This is a genomic window from Streptomyces iranensis, from assembly GCF_017874715.1.
GTDB lineage: Bacteria > Actinomycetota > Actinomycetes > Streptomycetales > Streptomycetaceae > Streptomyces > Streptomyces iranensis.
Genome location: NZ_JAGGLR010000040.1, coordinates 12,017 through 27,260, shown reverse-complemented (window position 1 = coordinate 27,260; position 15,244 = coordinate 12,017). Strand labels below are relative to the sequence as shown.

The 15,244-nt window shown below is 73.0% G+C and carries 15 protein-coding genes; 8 read left to right on the top strand and 7 right to left on the bottom strand.

Features of this window, described 5'->3' with window-relative positions; translation table 11 throughout:
* Positions 1–57: 57 nt before the first annotated feature.
* From J2Z30_RS46485 to paaA, 5 genes are read right to left on the bottom strand one after another with little or no spacing between them, the layout of a single operon-like run.
* Complete coding sequence (locus tag J2Z30_RS46485; protein WP_044572519.1) at positions 58–1,164, bottom strand: 2Fe-2S iron-sulfur cluster-binding protein; 1,107 nt, start codon at positions 1,162–1,164, stop codon at positions 58–60.
* Complete coding sequence (gene paaD, locus J2Z30_RS46480; protein WP_044572518.1) at positions 1,164–1,709, bottom strand: 1,2-phenylacetyl-CoA epoxidase subunit PaaD; 546 nt, start codon at positions 1,707–1,709, stop codon at positions 1,164–1,166. Before paaD ends, J2Z30_RS46485 begins: the two co-directional genes overlap by 1 nt.
* Positions 1,703–2,404 (bottom strand): 1,2-phenylacetyl-CoA epoxidase subunit PaaC, encoded by a 702-nt coding sequence (gene paaC / locus J2Z30_RS46475; protein WP_044572516.1) that lies wholly within the window; start codon positions 2,402–2,404, stop codon positions 1,703–1,705. Before paaC ends, paaD begins: the two co-directional genes overlap by 7 nt.
* Positions 2,401–2,697 carry a 1,2-phenylacetyl-CoA epoxidase subunit PaaB gene (gene paaB / locus J2Z30_RS46470; RefSeq protein WP_044572514.1) on the bottom strand — a complete coding sequence of 99 codons (297 nt, stop codon included), beginning with the start codon at positions 2,695–2,697 and terminating at the stop codon, positions 2,401–2,403. Before paaB ends, paaC begins: the two co-directional genes overlap by 4 nt.
* Complete coding sequence (paaA, locus tag J2Z30_RS46465) at positions 2,694–3,644, bottom strand: 1,2-phenylacetyl-CoA epoxidase subunit PaaA (RefSeq protein ID WP_044572512.1); 951 nt, start codon at positions 3,642–3,644, stop codon at positions 2,694–2,696. The genes paaB and paaA overlap by 4 nt, the downstream gene beginning before the upstream one ends.
* Before the next feature lie 223 nt (positions 3,645–3,867).
* On the opposite strand from paaA, the gene J2Z30_RS46460 reads away from it, so the two are divergent.
* Genes J2Z30_RS46460 through J2Z30_RS46450 form a run of 3 tightly spaced genes read left to right on the top strand, consistent with a single transcriptional unit; the run spans position 3,868 to position 6,600 of the window.
* The gene (locus J2Z30_RS46460; protein ID WP_078956774.1) at positions 3,868–4,605 is read left to right on the top strand and encodes a DUF5819 family protein; all 738 of its coding nucleotides are present in this window, start codon (positions 3,868–3,870) and stop codon (positions 4,603–4,605) included.
* Positions 4,602–5,834: an HTTM domain-containing protein gene (locus tag J2Z30_RS46455; protein ID WP_044572510.1), complete on the top strand. Its 1,233-nt coding sequence runs from the start codon at positions 4,602–4,604 to the stop codon at positions 5,832–5,834. The genes J2Z30_RS46460 and J2Z30_RS46455 overlap by 4 nt, the downstream gene beginning before the upstream one ends.
* Positions 5,835–5,838: 4 nt before the next feature.
* A complete protein-coding gene (locus tag J2Z30_RS46450; protein WP_044572508.1) occupies positions 5,839–6,600 on the top strand; it encodes a TrmH family RNA methyltransferase in 762 nt (253 codons plus the stop codon).
* Between the two features lie 290 nt (positions 6,601–6,890).
* Here J2Z30_RS46450 and paaN read toward each other — a convergent pair whose 3' ends face one another.
* A complete protein-coding gene (gene paaN, locus J2Z30_RS46445) occupies positions 6,891–8,615 on the bottom strand; it encodes a phenylacetic acid degradation protein PaaN (protein WP_044572506.1) in 1,725 nt (574 codons plus the stop codon).
* Between the two features lie 129 nt (positions 8,616–8,744).
* Here paaN and J2Z30_RS46440 point away from each other — a divergent pair, with 129 nt between their 5' ends.
* Both J2Z30_RS46440 and J2Z30_RS46435 read left to right on the top strand, forming a co-directional pair.
* Positions 8,745–10,298, top strand: a complete 1,554-nt coding sequence (locus J2Z30_RS46440) for a 3-hydroxyacyl-CoA dehydrogenase (RefSeq protein WP_044572505.1) — start codon at positions 8,745–8,747, stop codon at positions 10,296–10,298.
* Positions 10,299–10,300: 2 nt separating this feature from the next.
* Positions 10,301–10,894, top strand: a complete 594-nt coding sequence (locus J2Z30_RS46435) for a TetR/AcrR family transcriptional regulator (protein ID WP_044572502.1) — start codon at positions 10,301–10,303, stop codon at positions 10,892–10,894.
* A 52-nt stretch (positions 10,895–10,946) separates the two neighbouring features.
* Here the strand turns inward: J2Z30_RS46435 and J2Z30_RS46430 are convergent, their stop codons facing one another.
* Positions 10,947–11,435 (bottom strand): Lrp/AsnC family transcriptional regulator, encoded by a 489-nt coding sequence (locus tag J2Z30_RS46430; protein ID WP_044572499.1) that lies wholly within the window; start codon positions 11,433–11,435, stop codon positions 10,947–10,949.
* A 182-nt stretch (positions 11,436–11,617) separates the two neighbouring features.
* Between J2Z30_RS46430 and pdhA the strand changes: the two genes are divergently transcribed.
* From pdhA to J2Z30_RS46415, 3 genes are read left to right on the top strand one after another with little or no spacing between them, the layout of a single operon-like run.
* Positions 11,618–12,760 carry a pyruvate dehydrogenase (acetyl-transferring) E1 component subunit alpha gene (gene pdhA, locus J2Z30_RS46425; RefSeq protein ID WP_044572496.1) on the top strand — a complete coding sequence of 381 codons (1,143 nt, stop codon included), beginning with the start codon at positions 11,618–11,620 and terminating at the stop codon, positions 12,758–12,760.
* Complete coding sequence (locus J2Z30_RS46420) at positions 12,760–13,809, top strand: alpha-ketoacid dehydrogenase subunit beta (RefSeq protein WP_044572494.1); 1,050 nt, start codon at positions 12,760–12,762, stop codon at positions 13,807–13,809. The genes pdhA and J2Z30_RS46420 overlap by 1 nt, the downstream gene beginning before the upstream one ends.
* Positions 13,809–15,230, top strand: coding sequence for a dihydrolipoamide acetyltransferase family protein (locus J2Z30_RS46415; protein WP_044581674.1), 1,422 nt, complete (start codon positions 13,809–13,811; stop codon positions 15,228–15,230). The genes J2Z30_RS46420 and J2Z30_RS46415 overlap by 1 nt, the downstream gene beginning before the upstream one ends.
* Positions 15,231–15,244: the final 14 nt, after the last annotated feature.

Below are 15,244 nucleotides of genomic sequence, written 5' to 3'. Positions count from 1 at the left end.
CCCGTCAAGATAGAACAGGTTCTACAAGAAGGGAACGCCGGTGCCGCGCCGGGCCCGTCAGCGGTCGAAGTCCAGCTCCACCCGCTCGCCCACCGGGTGGGACTGACAGGCCAGCACATAGCCCGCCTCCAGCTCGTCGGGCTCCAGCGCGAAGTTCCGGTCCATCCGCACCTGGCCGGAGACCAGGAAGGCCCGGCAGGTGCCGCAGACCCCGCCCTTGCACGCGTACGGCGCGTCGGACCGATTGCGCAGCACGGTCTCCAGCAGCGGCTCCCCGTCCTGGACCGGCCAGGTGCCCGAGCGGCCGTCCAGGGTCGCCGTGACCGAGCTGTGCGAGGCGGCCAGGGCCGCGCCCGCTATGGGGACGCCCTCGGCGGGGGCGGCGTCCACATGGAAGATCTCCTGGTGGACCCGGTCGCGGGAGACCCCGAGGCCCCGCAGCGCCCGCTCGGCGGCGCGCACCAGACCGTAGGGCCCGCACAGGAACCAGCCGTCCACCGAGGCGACCGGCAGCAGCGCCGGCAGCAGCCCGGTCAGCCGCTCCTCGTCGAGCCGCCCGGAGACCAGCCCGGCCTGCTGCTCCTCGCGGGAGAGCGCGCACACCAGCTGGAACCGGTCGGGCCAGCGGTCCTTGAGGTCGGCGACCTCCTCCAGGAACATCGTCGAGGCCGCGGTGCGGTCGCTGCGGATCAGGCAGAAACGCGCCTCGGGCTGCCGGCTGAGCAGTGTGGCGGCGATGGACAGCACGGGGGTGATTCCGCTGCCGCCGACGACCGCCGCGAAGTGACCGGGGCGGGGCTCCAGGGCGAAACGGCCGGCCGGAGCCATCACCTCCATGACCTCGCCCACCGCCAGCTCCTTGAGGGCATAGGTCGAGAACTCACCGCCCTCGACCAGCCGCACCCCGATCCGCAGGAACTCCGGGCCCTCCGCGCCCGGGGCCGGGGTGCAGATCGAGTACGTCCGGCGGATCTCCGCGCCCTCGGCGGACCGGCGCACCGCGATGTGCTGCCCCGCCGCGAAGCGGAACGTCTCCCGCAGCGCGGGCGGCACCAGGAGGGTGACCGCCACCGCGTCATCGGTGAGCCGGTCGACCGCGGCCACCCGCAGCGGGTGGAACGCGCCGTGGCGGGACGTGACCCGCTTCACCGCCTCCGCGGCCATCACAACTCCTTGAAGTGGTCGAACGGTTCGCCGCAGGCCGCGCAGCGGCGCAGCGCCTTGCAGGCGGTGGAGGAGAAGCGGCTGAGCAGCTCGGTCTCGGTCGAGCCGCAGTGCGGACAGCGCACCGCCAGGGCGACCGGAACCGGACCGCCCGCCGTCGCGTCGAGCGGTGCGGGCGGCGCTATGCCGGACTCCGCCAGCTTGCGGCGGCCCTCGGCGCTGATCGCGTCCGTGGTCCAGGGCGGGGAGAGGACCGTGCGCACGGCGACCTCGGGCACGCCATGGTCATGGAGCAACCGCTCGATATCGGTGGCCATCGACTCCAGCGCCGGGCAGCCGGTGTAGGTGGGGGTCAGCTCGACCTCGACCCGGCCCGGCCCCAGCAGCCGCAGCCCGCGCATCACCCCCAGCTCGGCCAGGGACACCATGGGCAGCTCCGGGTCCGGCACGGATCCGGCCAGCCGAAGCAACTCCTCCTCGAGCGGGGTGAGGGTGGCGCCGGGCGCGGGGGGAGTGGACGCAGCGGGGGGCGTGGGCGTCACCATGTCGCCCCCGGGTGGCTGCGGTGCAGATGCTGCATCTCGGCGAGCATCCGGCCGAACGGCTCGCTGTGGATGCCCTGCCGCCCCGCGCCGGCCGCCCAGCCGCCGCGCCGCGGCCCCTCGGGCACCGTCAGGGTGGCGCGCTCCAGGACCGAGGTGATCCGGGTCAGCCAGGCGTCGTGCAGGGTGCTCCACTCCACCTCGCACCCCTCGACCGGCTCGAAGAGCTCACCGGTGAACCGCCAGAGCGCGTCCAGCCCGTGCCGCATCCGCTCATGGCTCTCGTCCGTGCCGTCGCCGAGCCGCAGGGTCCAGTGCTCGGCGTGGTCGCGGTGGTAGGCCACCTCCTTGACCGCCTTGGCGGCGAGCGGGGCGAAGGGGCCGGAGCCACGCGCCAGCCGCTCGTACAGCAGCTCCTGGTAGGTGGAGAAGTAGAGCTGGCGGGCGATGGTCCGGGCGAAGTCCCCGTTGGGCTGCTCTACCAGCTGGACGTTGCGGAACGCCCGCTCCTCGCGCAGATACGCCAGCTCGTCCTCGTCGCCGGCGAGCGAGAGCAGCACCCGGGCCTGGCCGAGCAGGTCGAGGGCGATATTGGCGAGCGCGACCTCCTCCTCCAGCACGGGCGCCTGCCCGGCCCACTCCCCCAGCCGGTGGGAGAGCACCAGCGCGTCGTCGCCCAGGGCGAGGGCCGCGGTCATAGGTGCCGCACCCCTTCCGGGATCGCGTAGAAGGTGGGGTGGCGGTAGGGCTTGTCGGCGGCCGGCTCGAAGAACGGATCCCGCTCGTCCGGGGAGGAGGCGGTGATCTCGGCGGACGGCACCACCCAGATCGAGACGCCCTCGGAGCGGCGGGTGTACAGATCCCGTGCGTTCCGCAGGGCCATCTCCGCGTCCGGGGCGTGGAGGGATCCGGCGTGGGTGTGCGACAGTCCGCGCCTGCTGCGGACGAACACCTCCCACAGCGGCCACTCGGTGGTCGGGCTGCCGCTCATGCCTGTGCCTTCCCGTGCTTGGCCGCGTACGCCGCGGCCGCCTCGCGCACCCAGGCGCCTTCCTCATGGGCCCGGCGCCGCTGGGTGATCCGCTGGGCGTTGCACGGCCCGTTTCCCCGCAGCACCTCGCGGAACTCGTCCCAGTCGATCGGGCCGAAGTCGTAATGCCCCCGCTCCTCGCTCCACCGCAGCTCGGGGTCGGGGAGGGTGAGGCCGAGGGATTCGGCCTGGGGAACGCAGATGTCGACGAAGCGCTGGCGCAGCTCGTCATTGGAGTGGCGCTTGATCTTCCAGGCCATGGACTGCGCGGAGTGGGCCGAGGCGTCGTCGGGCGGGCCGAACATCATCAGCGACGGCCACCACCAGCGGTCCACCGCGTCCTGCGCCATGGCGTGCTGGGCCTCGGTGCCCCGGCTCAGGGCCAGCAGCAGCTCATACCCCTGGCGCTGGTGGAAGGACTCCTCCTTGCAGATGCGGACCATGGCCCGCGCGTAGGGCCCGTAGGAGCAGCGGCACAGCGGGACCTGGTTGGTGATCGCGGCGCCGTCCACCAGCCAGCCGATGGCGCCGACGTCGGCCCAGGTCAGCGTGGGGTAGTTGAAGATCGAGGAGTACTTCTGGCGGCCGCTGTGGAGCTTGTCCAGCAGCTCGTCCCGGCTGGTGCCCAGGGTCTCCGCCGCGCTGTAGAGATACAGGCCGTGGCCCGCCTCGTCCTGGACCTTGGCCATCAGGATCGCCTTGCGCCGCAGCGAGGGGGCGCGGGTGATCCAGTTCGCCTCCGGCTGCATGCCGATGATCTCGGAGTGGGCGTGCTGGGCCATCTGCCGCACCAGCGTGGCCCGGTACTCGTCGGGCATCCAGTCACGCGGCTCGATGCGCTCGTCCGCGGCCAGGGCGGCGTCGAACACCGCCTCGTACGCTCCCGCGTCCGCCGCCATCGTCGTCATGCGAAGCCCCTCCGCCATTCGTCTCCGCCGACCGGCCAGCCGACCGACCGATCGTTCGGTTCAATGGTGTGCTGAGGAACGTAGGGTGTCAACCCTGTGGATAACGCTGAGGACGCTGTGCCGAGTGGTCCCGCATCGGTACGGTGCCGGGGGCGTGGGGGCCACGGGGGGCGCGGCCGACCGGCGTGCGCGAAGACCTGGACCATCGGGAGCGGGGCGGGGTATGGCGGACACGGAGCCGGAACCGGCGGAACGGGAGCCGACGGGACCGGAGCCCGGGGAATCGGAACCGGCGGAACCGGCGCCGGACGGCGACGCGGCGGAACCGCTCACCGCGCTCTCCCTGCCCGCACAGCTGATCATCGCGGTGGCCATCGCGGTGGCCGCGGTCGCCGCCGCGATCCATCTCTCGGCGGCCTTCCTGAACGTCTCACCGCCCAACACCCTCACCAAGCGGCACGGCGCGGCGATAGACGACTACGTCTATCCGGAGTTCGAACGGGTCTGGAAGCTCTTCGCCCCCAACCCGCTCCAGCAGAACATCGCCGTCCAGGCCCGCGCCGAGATCCGCACCCCCGACGGCGGCACCGCGACCACCGGCTGGCGCGACCTCTCGGCCCAGGACGGCGCGGCCATCCACCACAACCCGCTGCCCAGCCACACCCAGCAGAACGAGCTGCGCCGCGGCTGGGAGTTCTACGTCGGCTCGCATGACGTGCGGGAGCGGCCGCAGGGGATGCGCGGCAACCTCTCCGAGCAGTACATCCGCCGGATCGTGATGCTCCGCCTCGGCCGCGAGGAGGACGGCGGCACCGTGGAGCGAATACAGGTGCGCTCCGCGACCACTCCGGTGGCCCCGCCGTCCTGGAGCGACGAGAAGATCGACACCAAGACGGTCTACCGCACGCTGCCGTGGTGGACCGTGACCTCCGATGACCTCCCGGAGGCGAAGCGCCGGTGACCCCCTCCGCCCGCCTCCAGACCGCCGTGGCACGTGGCTACACGCGCGTCACCGCGTCCGCGCTCGGCCCCCGGCAGAGCGCCGTCGTACGCATCGGCTTCTCCTTCACCTGGCTGCTCTTCCTGCTGCGCGAATGGCCCCACCGCCGGGAGCTGTACGGGCCGGACGGCCCGTGGAACTGGGAGATGGCCGCGCGGCTGATCGACGGCAACCGCGCCTTCACCGCGCTCATGTGGTCCGACAGCACGGTGTGGTTCGAGATCGTCTACGCCCTCGCCATCATCTCCAGCGCGCTGCTGCTGGTGGGCTGGCGCACCCGCACCATGTCCGTGCTGTTCATGATCGGGGTGCTGTCGCTGCAGAACCGCAGCATCTTCGTGGGGGACGGCGGCGACAACCTCATCCATCTCATGTCGATGTACCTGGTGCTGACCCGGTGCGGTCGGATGTGGTCCCTGGACGCGCGCCGGGCGGCCCGGCGCGCGGACCGCCAATGGCCGCCGCGCGACACCACCGGAATCGTGCTGTGGGCTGTCACCGGGACCGCCCTGCTCTGGGCGCAGCTGTTCACCGAGGCCCGGCTCTCCCTGACCGCCGATGGCCCGCTGCCTGGGCTGGGCTGGTCCACCGTCCTGTGGGGGCTGTGGCTCGTCCAGGCCGGATGGTGGTTCGTCAGGCGTTACGCGCCGGGGGAGCCGCGCACCGTCCTGGACGCGCTCGCCAACGTGGCGCACAACGGCGCCCTGTTGGTGATCATGGCCGAGGTGTGTCTGCTGTACGCCTCGGCCGGCTGGTACAAGATCCAGGGCTCGCGCTGGCAGGACGGCACCGCCCTCTACTACCCGCTGCATCTGGACTACTTCTCACCCTGGCCCTGGCTGGCCGACATCATGGCGTCCAGCGGCACACTGGTGATGGTGCTGACCTACGGCACGGTCATCGTCCAGGTGGCCTTTCCGTTCACCCTGCTCAACCGGCGGGCCAAGAACGCGATGCTCGTCCTGCTGATGATGGAGCACCTCGGTATCGCCGTGATGCTGGGGCTGCCCTTCTTCTCGCTCGCCGTGATCGCCGCGGACTCGGTCTTCCTGCCGACGAACTTTCTGCGCTGGGCCGAGGCGCGGCTGGGCCGGGCCCGGGACCGGCTGGCGGCGCGCGCCGTGTGGCTGCCGGGGCAGCGAGCGCGGGAGAGCGACGGGGAATCGCCGGCCGGCACCCTCGTACGCTGAGGGGATGATCGATGACGAGTCCGCGCGGGCCGTACGGCACTGGCGCGCGACGGCCCCCGACACCGTGCTGCTGGACGGCTTCCACGCGCTGAAGCACGCGCTGCGGTTCGGCGCGGCGGTGCGTGCCGCGGTCACCAGCGACAAGGCGGCCGCCGTGGAACTCGCCGAGGATCTGGCCGACGACCTCACCGAGGCGATCGCGGACCTTCTGGTGGAGGTCGATGCCGGGACCCTGCGCGATCTGGTGCCCAGGGTGCATCCCACCCGGGTCGCCGCCCTGGCGGTCCGGCGCGGCCGTCAGGCGAATCTGGACGAGCTGTCCCGGCGGCCCCGGCAGGCCCCGGTGGTCGTCCTGGACAACCCCCGCAACCTGGGGAATGTCGGGGCCGTGGTCCGGCTCGCCGCCGGGTTCGGGGTCACGGGCGTGGTCACCACCGGCGATATCGATCCCTGGCATCCGAACGCCGTGCGCTCGGGCGCCGGGCTGCATTTCGCCACCGCGGTCGAGCGGCTGCCGGGCGACGCGCTTCCGGAGGGGCCGCTGTACGCCCTGGATCCGGAGGGGGCGGACATCCGGTCCCTGACCATCCCCGATGACGCGCTGCTCGCCTTCGGCTCCGAGCGGCACGGGATCTCGCCGGAGCTGCGGAAGCGGGCCACGAGGCTGGTGGCCCTCCCCATGCGGCCACAGGTGTCCAGCTACAACCTGGCCACCAGCGTGGCCATGGCCCTCTTCCACTGGGGCGGCCCCGACCGCCCGGCCTGAGCGCTCCGCTGGAAGGGCCCTGACCTGCCGTCGATCGTCCGCGGCGTCGTCGTGGCCGGTCGTCCACGAGGCGGAGCCGCACATCGGCACAGCCCCGCGCCCCTTCAGCCCGCGCCCCTTCAGCCCGCGCCCCTTCAGTCCGCACCCCTTCAGGGCGCCACCGAACCGCAGCCGGCACCCGCCGATCCGCTTGGGCCCGGCTCGCCCTGCCCAGGCCCGACCCGTCCGGGGCCGTGCCCAGGCGGGGCGTGTGCGGTGACTCGCCCCGCGCCGCCCCGCCCCTGGGCCCGCTACTCCGCCGGGCGGCGGACCTCGACCATCCGGAAGCGGCCGGCCACGAACGCCCCGTCGCACAGCGCGGCGTTGGCCGACGGGTTGCCGCCCGTGCCGTGGAAGTCCGAGAAGGCCGCGGTCTGGTTCACATACACGCCGCCGGTCAGATTGAGCGACAGCTGGGCGCACTCCTCCAGACACGCCTCCTCGATCAGCCGCTCCGCCTCCGGCGAGGTGGTGTACGCCCCGACCGTCATCGCGCCCTTGTCCCGGGTGGTCCGGCGCAGCAGCGCGACCGCGTCCTCCGTGGAGGCGACGGCGACGGCGAAGGAGACCGGGCCGAAGCACTCGGCCAGATAGGGCGCGTCCGCGTCCGCCCCTTCCCAGAACTTCCGCGCGCCGTCCGCCTTGACCATCAGCGGTGTGCGGACCGTGGCGCCCGGGAAGTCGGGGTGGGTCACCGTGCGGGAGGCCAGGGCGACCGCGCCCAGGCCGGGGGCGGCCTCCAGCCGCTCCTGGACCCGGGGGCCCACGATCGCGCCGAGCAGCGCGCTCGCCCGTGCGTCGTCGCCCAGCAGCCCGTCCACCGCCGCCGCCAGGTCGGCCACCACCTCGTCATAGGTCTTGGGACCGGCGTCGGTGGTGATGCCGTCGCGGGGGATCAGCAGATTCTGCGGGGTGGTGCACATCTGGCCGCTGTAGAGGGACAGGGAGAACGCCAGATTGGCGAGCATGCCCTGGTAGTCGTCGGTGGAGTCGATCACCACCGTGTTGACCCCCGCCTTCTCCGTGAAGACCTGGGCCTGGCGGGCGTGGGTCTCCAGCCAGTCGCCGAAGGCGGTGGACCCCGTGTAGTCGATGACGCGGACCTCGGGGCGGATGGCGAGGACCTTGGCGATTCCCTCGTCCGGCCGCTCGGCGGCCAGCGCCACCAGATCGGGGCTGAACCCCGCCTCCTTCAGCACCTCGCGCGCCACCTGGACGGTCAGCGCCAGCGGCAGCACGGCCTGGGGGTGCGGCTTGGCCAGCACCGGATTGCCGGTGGCGAGCGAGGCGAAGAGCCCCGGATAGCCGTTCCACGTCGGGAAGGTGTTGCAGCCGATCAGCAGCGCGATACCGCGCGGGACGGCCGTGAACGTCTTGCGCAGGCGCAGCGGGTCGCGCTTGCCCTGCGGCTTGGACCAGTCCGCGGCGCCCGGGGTGCGGGTCTGCTCGGCGAACGCGTACGCCACCGCCTCCAGGCCGCGGTCCTGGGCGTGGGGGCCGCCGGCCTGGAACGCCATCATGTACGCCTGTCCGCTGGTGTGCATGACGGCCTGGGCGAACTCATGCGACCGGGCGCCGATCCGGGCCAGGATCTCCAGGCACACCATGGCCCGCGTCTCGGGGCCGGCATCCCGCCAGGCGGGCATCCCCGCCCGCATCGCCGGGAGGAGCACCTCGATGTCCGGATGCGGATACTCCATGCCCATCTCCGCTCCGAACGGAGAGACCTCGGAGCCCGTCCAGCCGTCGGTGCCCGGCTGGTCCAGCTCGAAGCGCTTGCCGCGCAGCGCCTCGAACGCCGCCTGGCCCTCGGCGACGCTCAGGCTCGGGCGCCCGCCCTGGCCCTCGCCGCCGTAGGCCTTCGGGTGCTCGGGGTGCGGGGACCAATAGGCGCGGGTACGGATCGCCTCCAGGGCCTGGTCGAGGGTGGGGCGGTGCTCTTGCGTCAACTGCGCGGTGGTGAGTGCGGCGGTCACGACTGACCAACTCCTCGTCGAGCTGGGGCTGGGCTGGAATGGGCGACAGGGTTAGAGTAACCGAACGATCGGTCGGGACAAGAGGGCCTGGCGAACCTGTGGACAACTTCGTCGAAAAGGATCTGCGGCATGACTGCGATCGACCGTGGGACCGACCGCGTCGGCCTCGTCGCCGTCGTCGGCACCGGCACGATGGGCCAGGGGATCGCCCAGGTGGCGCTGGCCGCGGGCCATCCGGTGCGGCTCTACGACGCCGCGCCCGGTCGGGCCTCCCGGGCCGCCGACGCCATCGCGGACCGGCTCGGCCGGCTGGTCGCCAAGGAGCGCCTCACCGCCGCCGACCGTGACACCGCCCTCGGCCGGCTCACCCCCGTCGCCGACCTCGCGGACCTGGCCGGGGCGGAGCTGGTGGTCGAGGCGATCCTGGAGGAACTCGACGCCAAGCAGCAGTTGTTCACCGCGCTGGAGTCGGTGGTCTCCGACGGCTGTCTGCTCGCCACCAACACCTCCTCCCTCTCCGTCACCGCCGTCGCGGGCGTCCTGCGCCGCCCCGGCCGCCTCCTCGGTCTGCACTTCTTCAACCCGGCTCCGCTGATGCCGCTGGTGGAGGTGGTGCGCGGCGCCGCCACGGACGAGGCCGCCGCCGACCGTGCCCAGGCGACCGTCGCGGCCTGGGGGAAGACCCCGGTGCGCTGCGCCGACACCCCCGGGTTCATCGTCAACCGGATCGCCCGCCCCTTCTACGCCGAGGCGTTCCGGGCGTACGAGGAGCGCGTAGCCGACCCCGCCACCCTGGACGCCGTGCTGCGCGAGTCCGGCGGCTTCCGGATGGGCCCCTTCGAGCTCACCGACCTGATCGGCCAGGACGTGAACGAGGCCGTCACCCGATCCGTGTGGGAAGCGCTGTTCCACGACCCGAAATTCACCCCGTCCCTCGCCCAGCGGCAGCTCGTCGCCTCCGGACGGCACGGACGCAAGACGGGCCACGGCTGGTACGACCATTCCGAGGGCGCCGGGCGGCCCGCCCCGCACACCGCCGAGCCGTGCGAGCCGCCCGGCAAGGTCGCCCTCCACGGCGACCTGGGACCCGCGCAAGGGCTGGTCGGCCTCATCGAGGCGGCGGGCATCCCGGTGACCCGCGAGCCGGTCGGGACCGCGGGCATCCCGGTGACCGGCGAGACCATCGGGGCCCATCTCGCCCTGCCCGACGGCACCCGTCTGTCCCTGGCCGACGGTACGACCGCCACCGACGACCCCTTCGCCGCGTCGGTCCGCTTCGACCTGGCCCTGGACTACCGGACCGCCACCCGCGTCGCCCTGGCGGCGTCCACAGCCGCCCCCGAGGAGTCCCTGCGGTCCGCGGTCGGCCTGTTCCAGGCGCTCGGTAAGGAGGTCAGCGTGGTCCAGGACGTCCCCGGCATGGTCGTGGCCCGCACGGTCGCGATGCTGGTGGACTTCGCCGAGGACGCCGCCGCCCGCGGGGTGGCGAGCCCCGAGGACATCGACACCGCCATGCTGACCGGCGTCAACTACCCGCGCGGACCGCTGGCCTGGGGGCGCGCGCTCGGCGTCCGCTGGGTGTGCGACACCCTGCGCAATCTCCACCACACCTGTCCGACCGGCCGCTACGCCCCTTCCCAGGCGCTGATCCGGCGTGCGGCCGCCGATGGGAAGCTGCTCTAATCATGCCCATGGCCAAGCGCGACACCTACACGCCCGAATCGCTGCTCGCGGTCGCCGTGGAGGTGTTCAACGAGCGCGGTTACGACGGCACCTCCATGGAGCACTTGTCCCGGGCCGCCGGGATCTCCAAGTCCTCCATCTACCACCATGTGAAGGGCAAGGAGGAGCTGCTCCGGCTGGCCATAAGCCGCGCCCTGGACGGGCTGTTCGGCATCCTCCAGGAGCCCGCCGCGCGCGAGGGACGGGCGATCGGGCGGCTGGAGCACGTGGCCCGGCGCACCGCCGAGGTGCTGATGGAGGAGCTGCCCTACGTCACGCTGCTGCTGCGCGTCCGGGGCAATACGGACACCGAGCGGTGGGCCATGGAGCGGCGCCGGGAGTTCGACCATCAGGTGGCCGAGCTGCTCAAGCGGGCGGCGGCCGATGGAGACCTGCGGTCCGACGTGGACGCCCGGCTGGCGACCCGGCTGCTCTTCGGCATGATCAACTCCATTGTGGAGTGGTACCGGCCGGGTCGCGGCGGGGCCGCCACCTCCCATGAGGTGGCCGAGGCCGTGATCCGTACGGCCTTCGCGGGCCTGCGCACCCAGACCTGACGCGCGACATCCGCGGGGCGGTACGCCCGGCCCCGGCCCCGGCCCCGCCCCGCTACGGCTCCGAGTCCAGGTCCGTCTCCTCGAAGACCAGCAGCGTCCGGGTGCTCAGCACCTCCGGTATGGCCTGGATCCGGGTGAGGACCAGCTCGCGCAGTGAGCGGTTGTCCTCGGTGTGCACCAGTAGCAGCACATCGAAGTCCCCGCTGACCAGGGCGATGTGGGTGGCCCCGGGGAGCTGCCGGAGCTCTTCGCGCACGGTGCGCCAGGAGTTCTGGACGATCTTCAGCGTGATGTAGGCGGACGCCCCCTGCCCGGCCCGCTCCTGGTCCACCCGGGCGCTGAAGCCACGGATCACTCCGTCGTCGATCAGCCGGTTGATCCGGGCGTAGGCGTTGGCGCGGGAGACATGCACCTGCTCGGCCACGGAGCGTATGGAGGCGCGGCCGTCCATTTGGAGCAGACGCAGGATGTCGCGGTCGATGTCGTCCAGCGGGCGCGCCTGGGGTTTGCCGTCCGGATTGGCCATCTGTTCGCCCGGCATATCGTCCTGCCTCCCCTTCATGGACGTCCTGTCTTCATCTCAGGGGGAGCAGAACCGTTTGTCCACAGGCTCGGGCCGCCTGTAGCCAAAATGCGTCAACGACCGAACAATCGGTAGGGGAGGGCGATGCCGCCCGGCACGCCCCGCCCTCCCGCCGTACGCCACGCCCAGGAGGTCGCACCATGACGGTCCTTGAGCAGCCCGGTGCCTACCGGCCCACTCCCCCGCCCGGCTGGGAGCCCCGCGTCGACGCCGCGCCGCTGCTGCCCGACGCGGAGCCGTACCGGCTGCTGGGCACCGCCGCTGCCGCCGACATCTCCCCCGATCTGCTGACCCGGCTCCACCGCGAGCTGGTGCGCGGCCGCCGGTACAACACGCAGGCCACCGCACTCACCCGGCAGGGCCGGCTGGCCGTCTACCCCTCTTCCACCGGGCAGGAAGCCTGCCAGGTCGCGGCCGGGCTGGTGCTGGAGGACCGCGACTGGCTCTTCCCCAGCTACCGCGACACCCTGGCCGCCGTCGTCCGCGGGCTCGACCCCGTCGACGCCCTGACCCTGCTGCGCGGCGACTGGCACTCCGGGTACGACCCCCACATCCACCGCGTCGCCCCGCTGTGCACCCCGCTGGCCACCCAGCTGCCGCACGCCGTCGGCCTCGCCCACGCCGCCCGTCTCAAGGGCGACGATGTGGTGGCCCTCGCCCTGGTCGGCGACGGCGGCACCAGCGAGGGCGACTTCCACGAGGCCCTCAACTTCGCGGCCGTCTGGCACGCCCCGGTCGTCTTCCTCGTCCAGAACAACGGCTTCGCGATCTCCGTCCCGCTCGCCAAGCAGACCGCCGCGCCCTCCCTCGCGCACAAGGCGGTCGGATACGGGATGCCCGGCCGTCTCGTCGACGGCAATGACGCGGCCGCCGTCCACGAGGTCCTGGCCGAGGCGGTGCGCCGGGCCCGCGGCGGAGGCGGCCCCACTCTGGTGGAGGCGGTCACCTACCGCATCGAGGCGCACACCAACGCCGACGACGCCACCCGCTACCGCCCCGACTCCGAGGTCGAGGCATGGCGCGCCCACGACCCGATAGCGCTGCTGGAGGAGGCCATGCGGGACCGCCATCTGCTGGACGACGAGGGGATCCGGGCCGCGCGGGAGTCCGCGGAGCGGCTCGCCGCCGATCTGCGGACGCGGATGCACCAGGACCCGGTCCTGGACCCCATGGCGCTCTTCGAGCATGTCTACGCCGACCGGACCAGCCAGCTGCGCGAGCAGGCGGCCCAGCTGCGCGCCGAGCTCGACGCCGAGGCCGCGGACGCCGGGGAGGGGGAGTGATGACCACCGCCGTCGGGGCCGATACCGCCCGTAAGCCCGCCACCATGGCCCAGGCCCTCGGCCGCGCGCTGCGCGACGCCATGGCCGCCGACCCGTCCGTCCATGTCCTCGGCGAGGACGTGGGCACCCTGGGCGGCGTCTTCCGGATCACCGACGGGCTCACCGAGGAGTTCGGCGAGGACCGTTGTACGGATACGCCGCTGGCCGAGGCGGGCATCCTCGGCACCGCCGTGGGCATGGCGATGTACGGGCTGCGGCCCGTGGTCGAGATGCAGTTCGACGCCTTCGCCTACCCGTCCTTCGAGCAGCTCATCAGCCATGTCTCGCGGATGCGCAACCGCACCCGGGGCGCGATGCCGATGCCGATCACCGTCCGGGTGCCCTACGGGGGCGGCATCGGCGGCGTCGAGCACCACAGCGACTCCTCCGAGATCTACTACATGGCCACCCCCGGCCTCCAAGTCGTCGCCCCCGCGACCGTCGCCGACGCCTACGGGCTACTGCGCGCCGCCATCGCCTCCGACGACCCCGTGATCTTCCTCGAGCCCAAGCGGCTGTACTGGTCCAAGGACGACTGGTCGGCCGACGCCCCCGAGCAGGTGCCGCCCATCGGGCGCGCGGTGGTGCGGAGGCCCGGCGGCGGCGGCCGGCGCAGCGCCACCTTGATCTCCTACGGCCCCTCCGTACCGGTGTGCCTCGAAGCCGCCGAGGCCGCTCGGGCCGAGGGCTGGGACCTGGAGGTCGTCGATCTGCGCTCGCTCGTCCCCTTCGACGACGAGACGGTGTGCGCCTCCGTGCGCCGCACCGGCCGCGCGGTCGTCGTCCACGAGTCCACGGGCTTCGGCGGGCCCGGCGGGGAGATCGCCGCCCGGGTCACCGAGCGCTGCTTCCACCATCTGGAGGCGCCCGTGCTGCGAGTCGCCGGATTCGACATCCCCTACCCGCCGCCCATGCTGGAGCGGCACCATCTGCCCGGGGTGGACCGGGTGCTGGACGCCGTCGCCCGGCTCCAGTGGGAGTCGGAGTGGACCGAGGGGAGCGCGGTCTGATGGCTGTCGTAAGGGAGTTCACCCTGCCCGATCTGGGCGAGGGGCTGACCGGCGCCGAGATCGTGCGCTGGCTGGTCCAGGTCGGCGATGTGGTCGCGGTCGACCAGCCGGTGGTCGAGGTCGAGACGGCCAAGGCGATGGTGGATGTGCCGTGCCCCTACGGCGGTGTGGTGACGGCCCGTTACGGCGAGGAGGGTGCGGAGGTGCCGGTCGGGGCGCCGCTGATCACGGTCGCCGTGCCGGAGGGCTCGGGCGACGGATCCGGTCCGCCGGTCCCCGAGAGCGCGCTCGATGGGGCATCGGGGAATGTGCTGGTCGGCTATGGCACTGCCGGTCCCGCCGCGCGGCGCCGCCGCGTTCGGCCCTCCCCCGGGCCGCTGCGCGAGCTGCCCACGGCGGCCCCTGGCGGACCGCTGCCGGAGACGGCGGCGGCCCCCGCCGCGCCCGTGCGCGAGACGACGGCAGGCTCCGCCGGGCCGGTGCGCGAGACGGTGGTGGCCCCCGCCGGGCCCCTTCCGGTGATCTCGCCCCTGGTGCGGCGGCTGGCCCGGGAGCACGATGTCGATCTGCGGCGGCTCAGGGGCTCGGGCCCCGAGGGGCTGATTCTGCGGGCGGACGTCGAGCGGGCGGTCGCGGGCACGGCGCCCGCGCCCATGGCGCCCGCGCCCGCGTCCGCCGCGCCCGGCCCCGTAGCGCCCGCGCCCGCGTCCGCCTCCGCTGCCCCCGCCCCGGAGGGGGAGCGGGTTCCGCTGCGAGGGGTGCGGGGCGCCGTGGCCGACAAGCTCACGCGCAGCCGGCGCGAGATCCCCGACGCGACCTGCTGGGTGGACGCCGACGCGACCGAACTGCTCGCCGCCCGCGCGGCGATGAACGCCGGGGGCGGGCCCAAGGTCTCCGTGCTCGCCCTCCTGGCCCGTATCTGCACCGCGGCCCTCGCGCGCTTCCCCGAGCTCAACGCCACGGTGGACATGGCCGGCCGGGAGATCGTCCGGCTCCCCGACGTCCACCTCGGCTTCGCGGCGCAGACGGACCGGGGTCTGGTGGTCCCGGTGGTGCGCGACGCCCACACGCGGACCGTGGAGGGGCTCTCCGAGGAGATCGCCCGGCTGACCGAGGCCGCGCGGACCGGGACCCTCGCCCCCGCGCAGCTCACCGGCTCCACCTTCACCCTGAACAACTACGGGGTGTTCGGGGTCGACGGCTCGACGCCGATCATCAACCACCCCGAGGCGGCGATGCTCGGGGTCGGGCGGATCTCCCCGAAGCCCTGGGTGCACCAGGGTGAGCTGGCGGTGCGCCAGGTGGTGCAGCTGTCGTTCACCTTCGACCACCGGGTGTGTGACGGGGGTACCGCCGGCGGATTCCTGCGGTTCGTGGCCGACTGCGTGGAGGGGCCCATGGTGTTGTTGCGGAGGCTGTAGCGGATGCCCGGCGG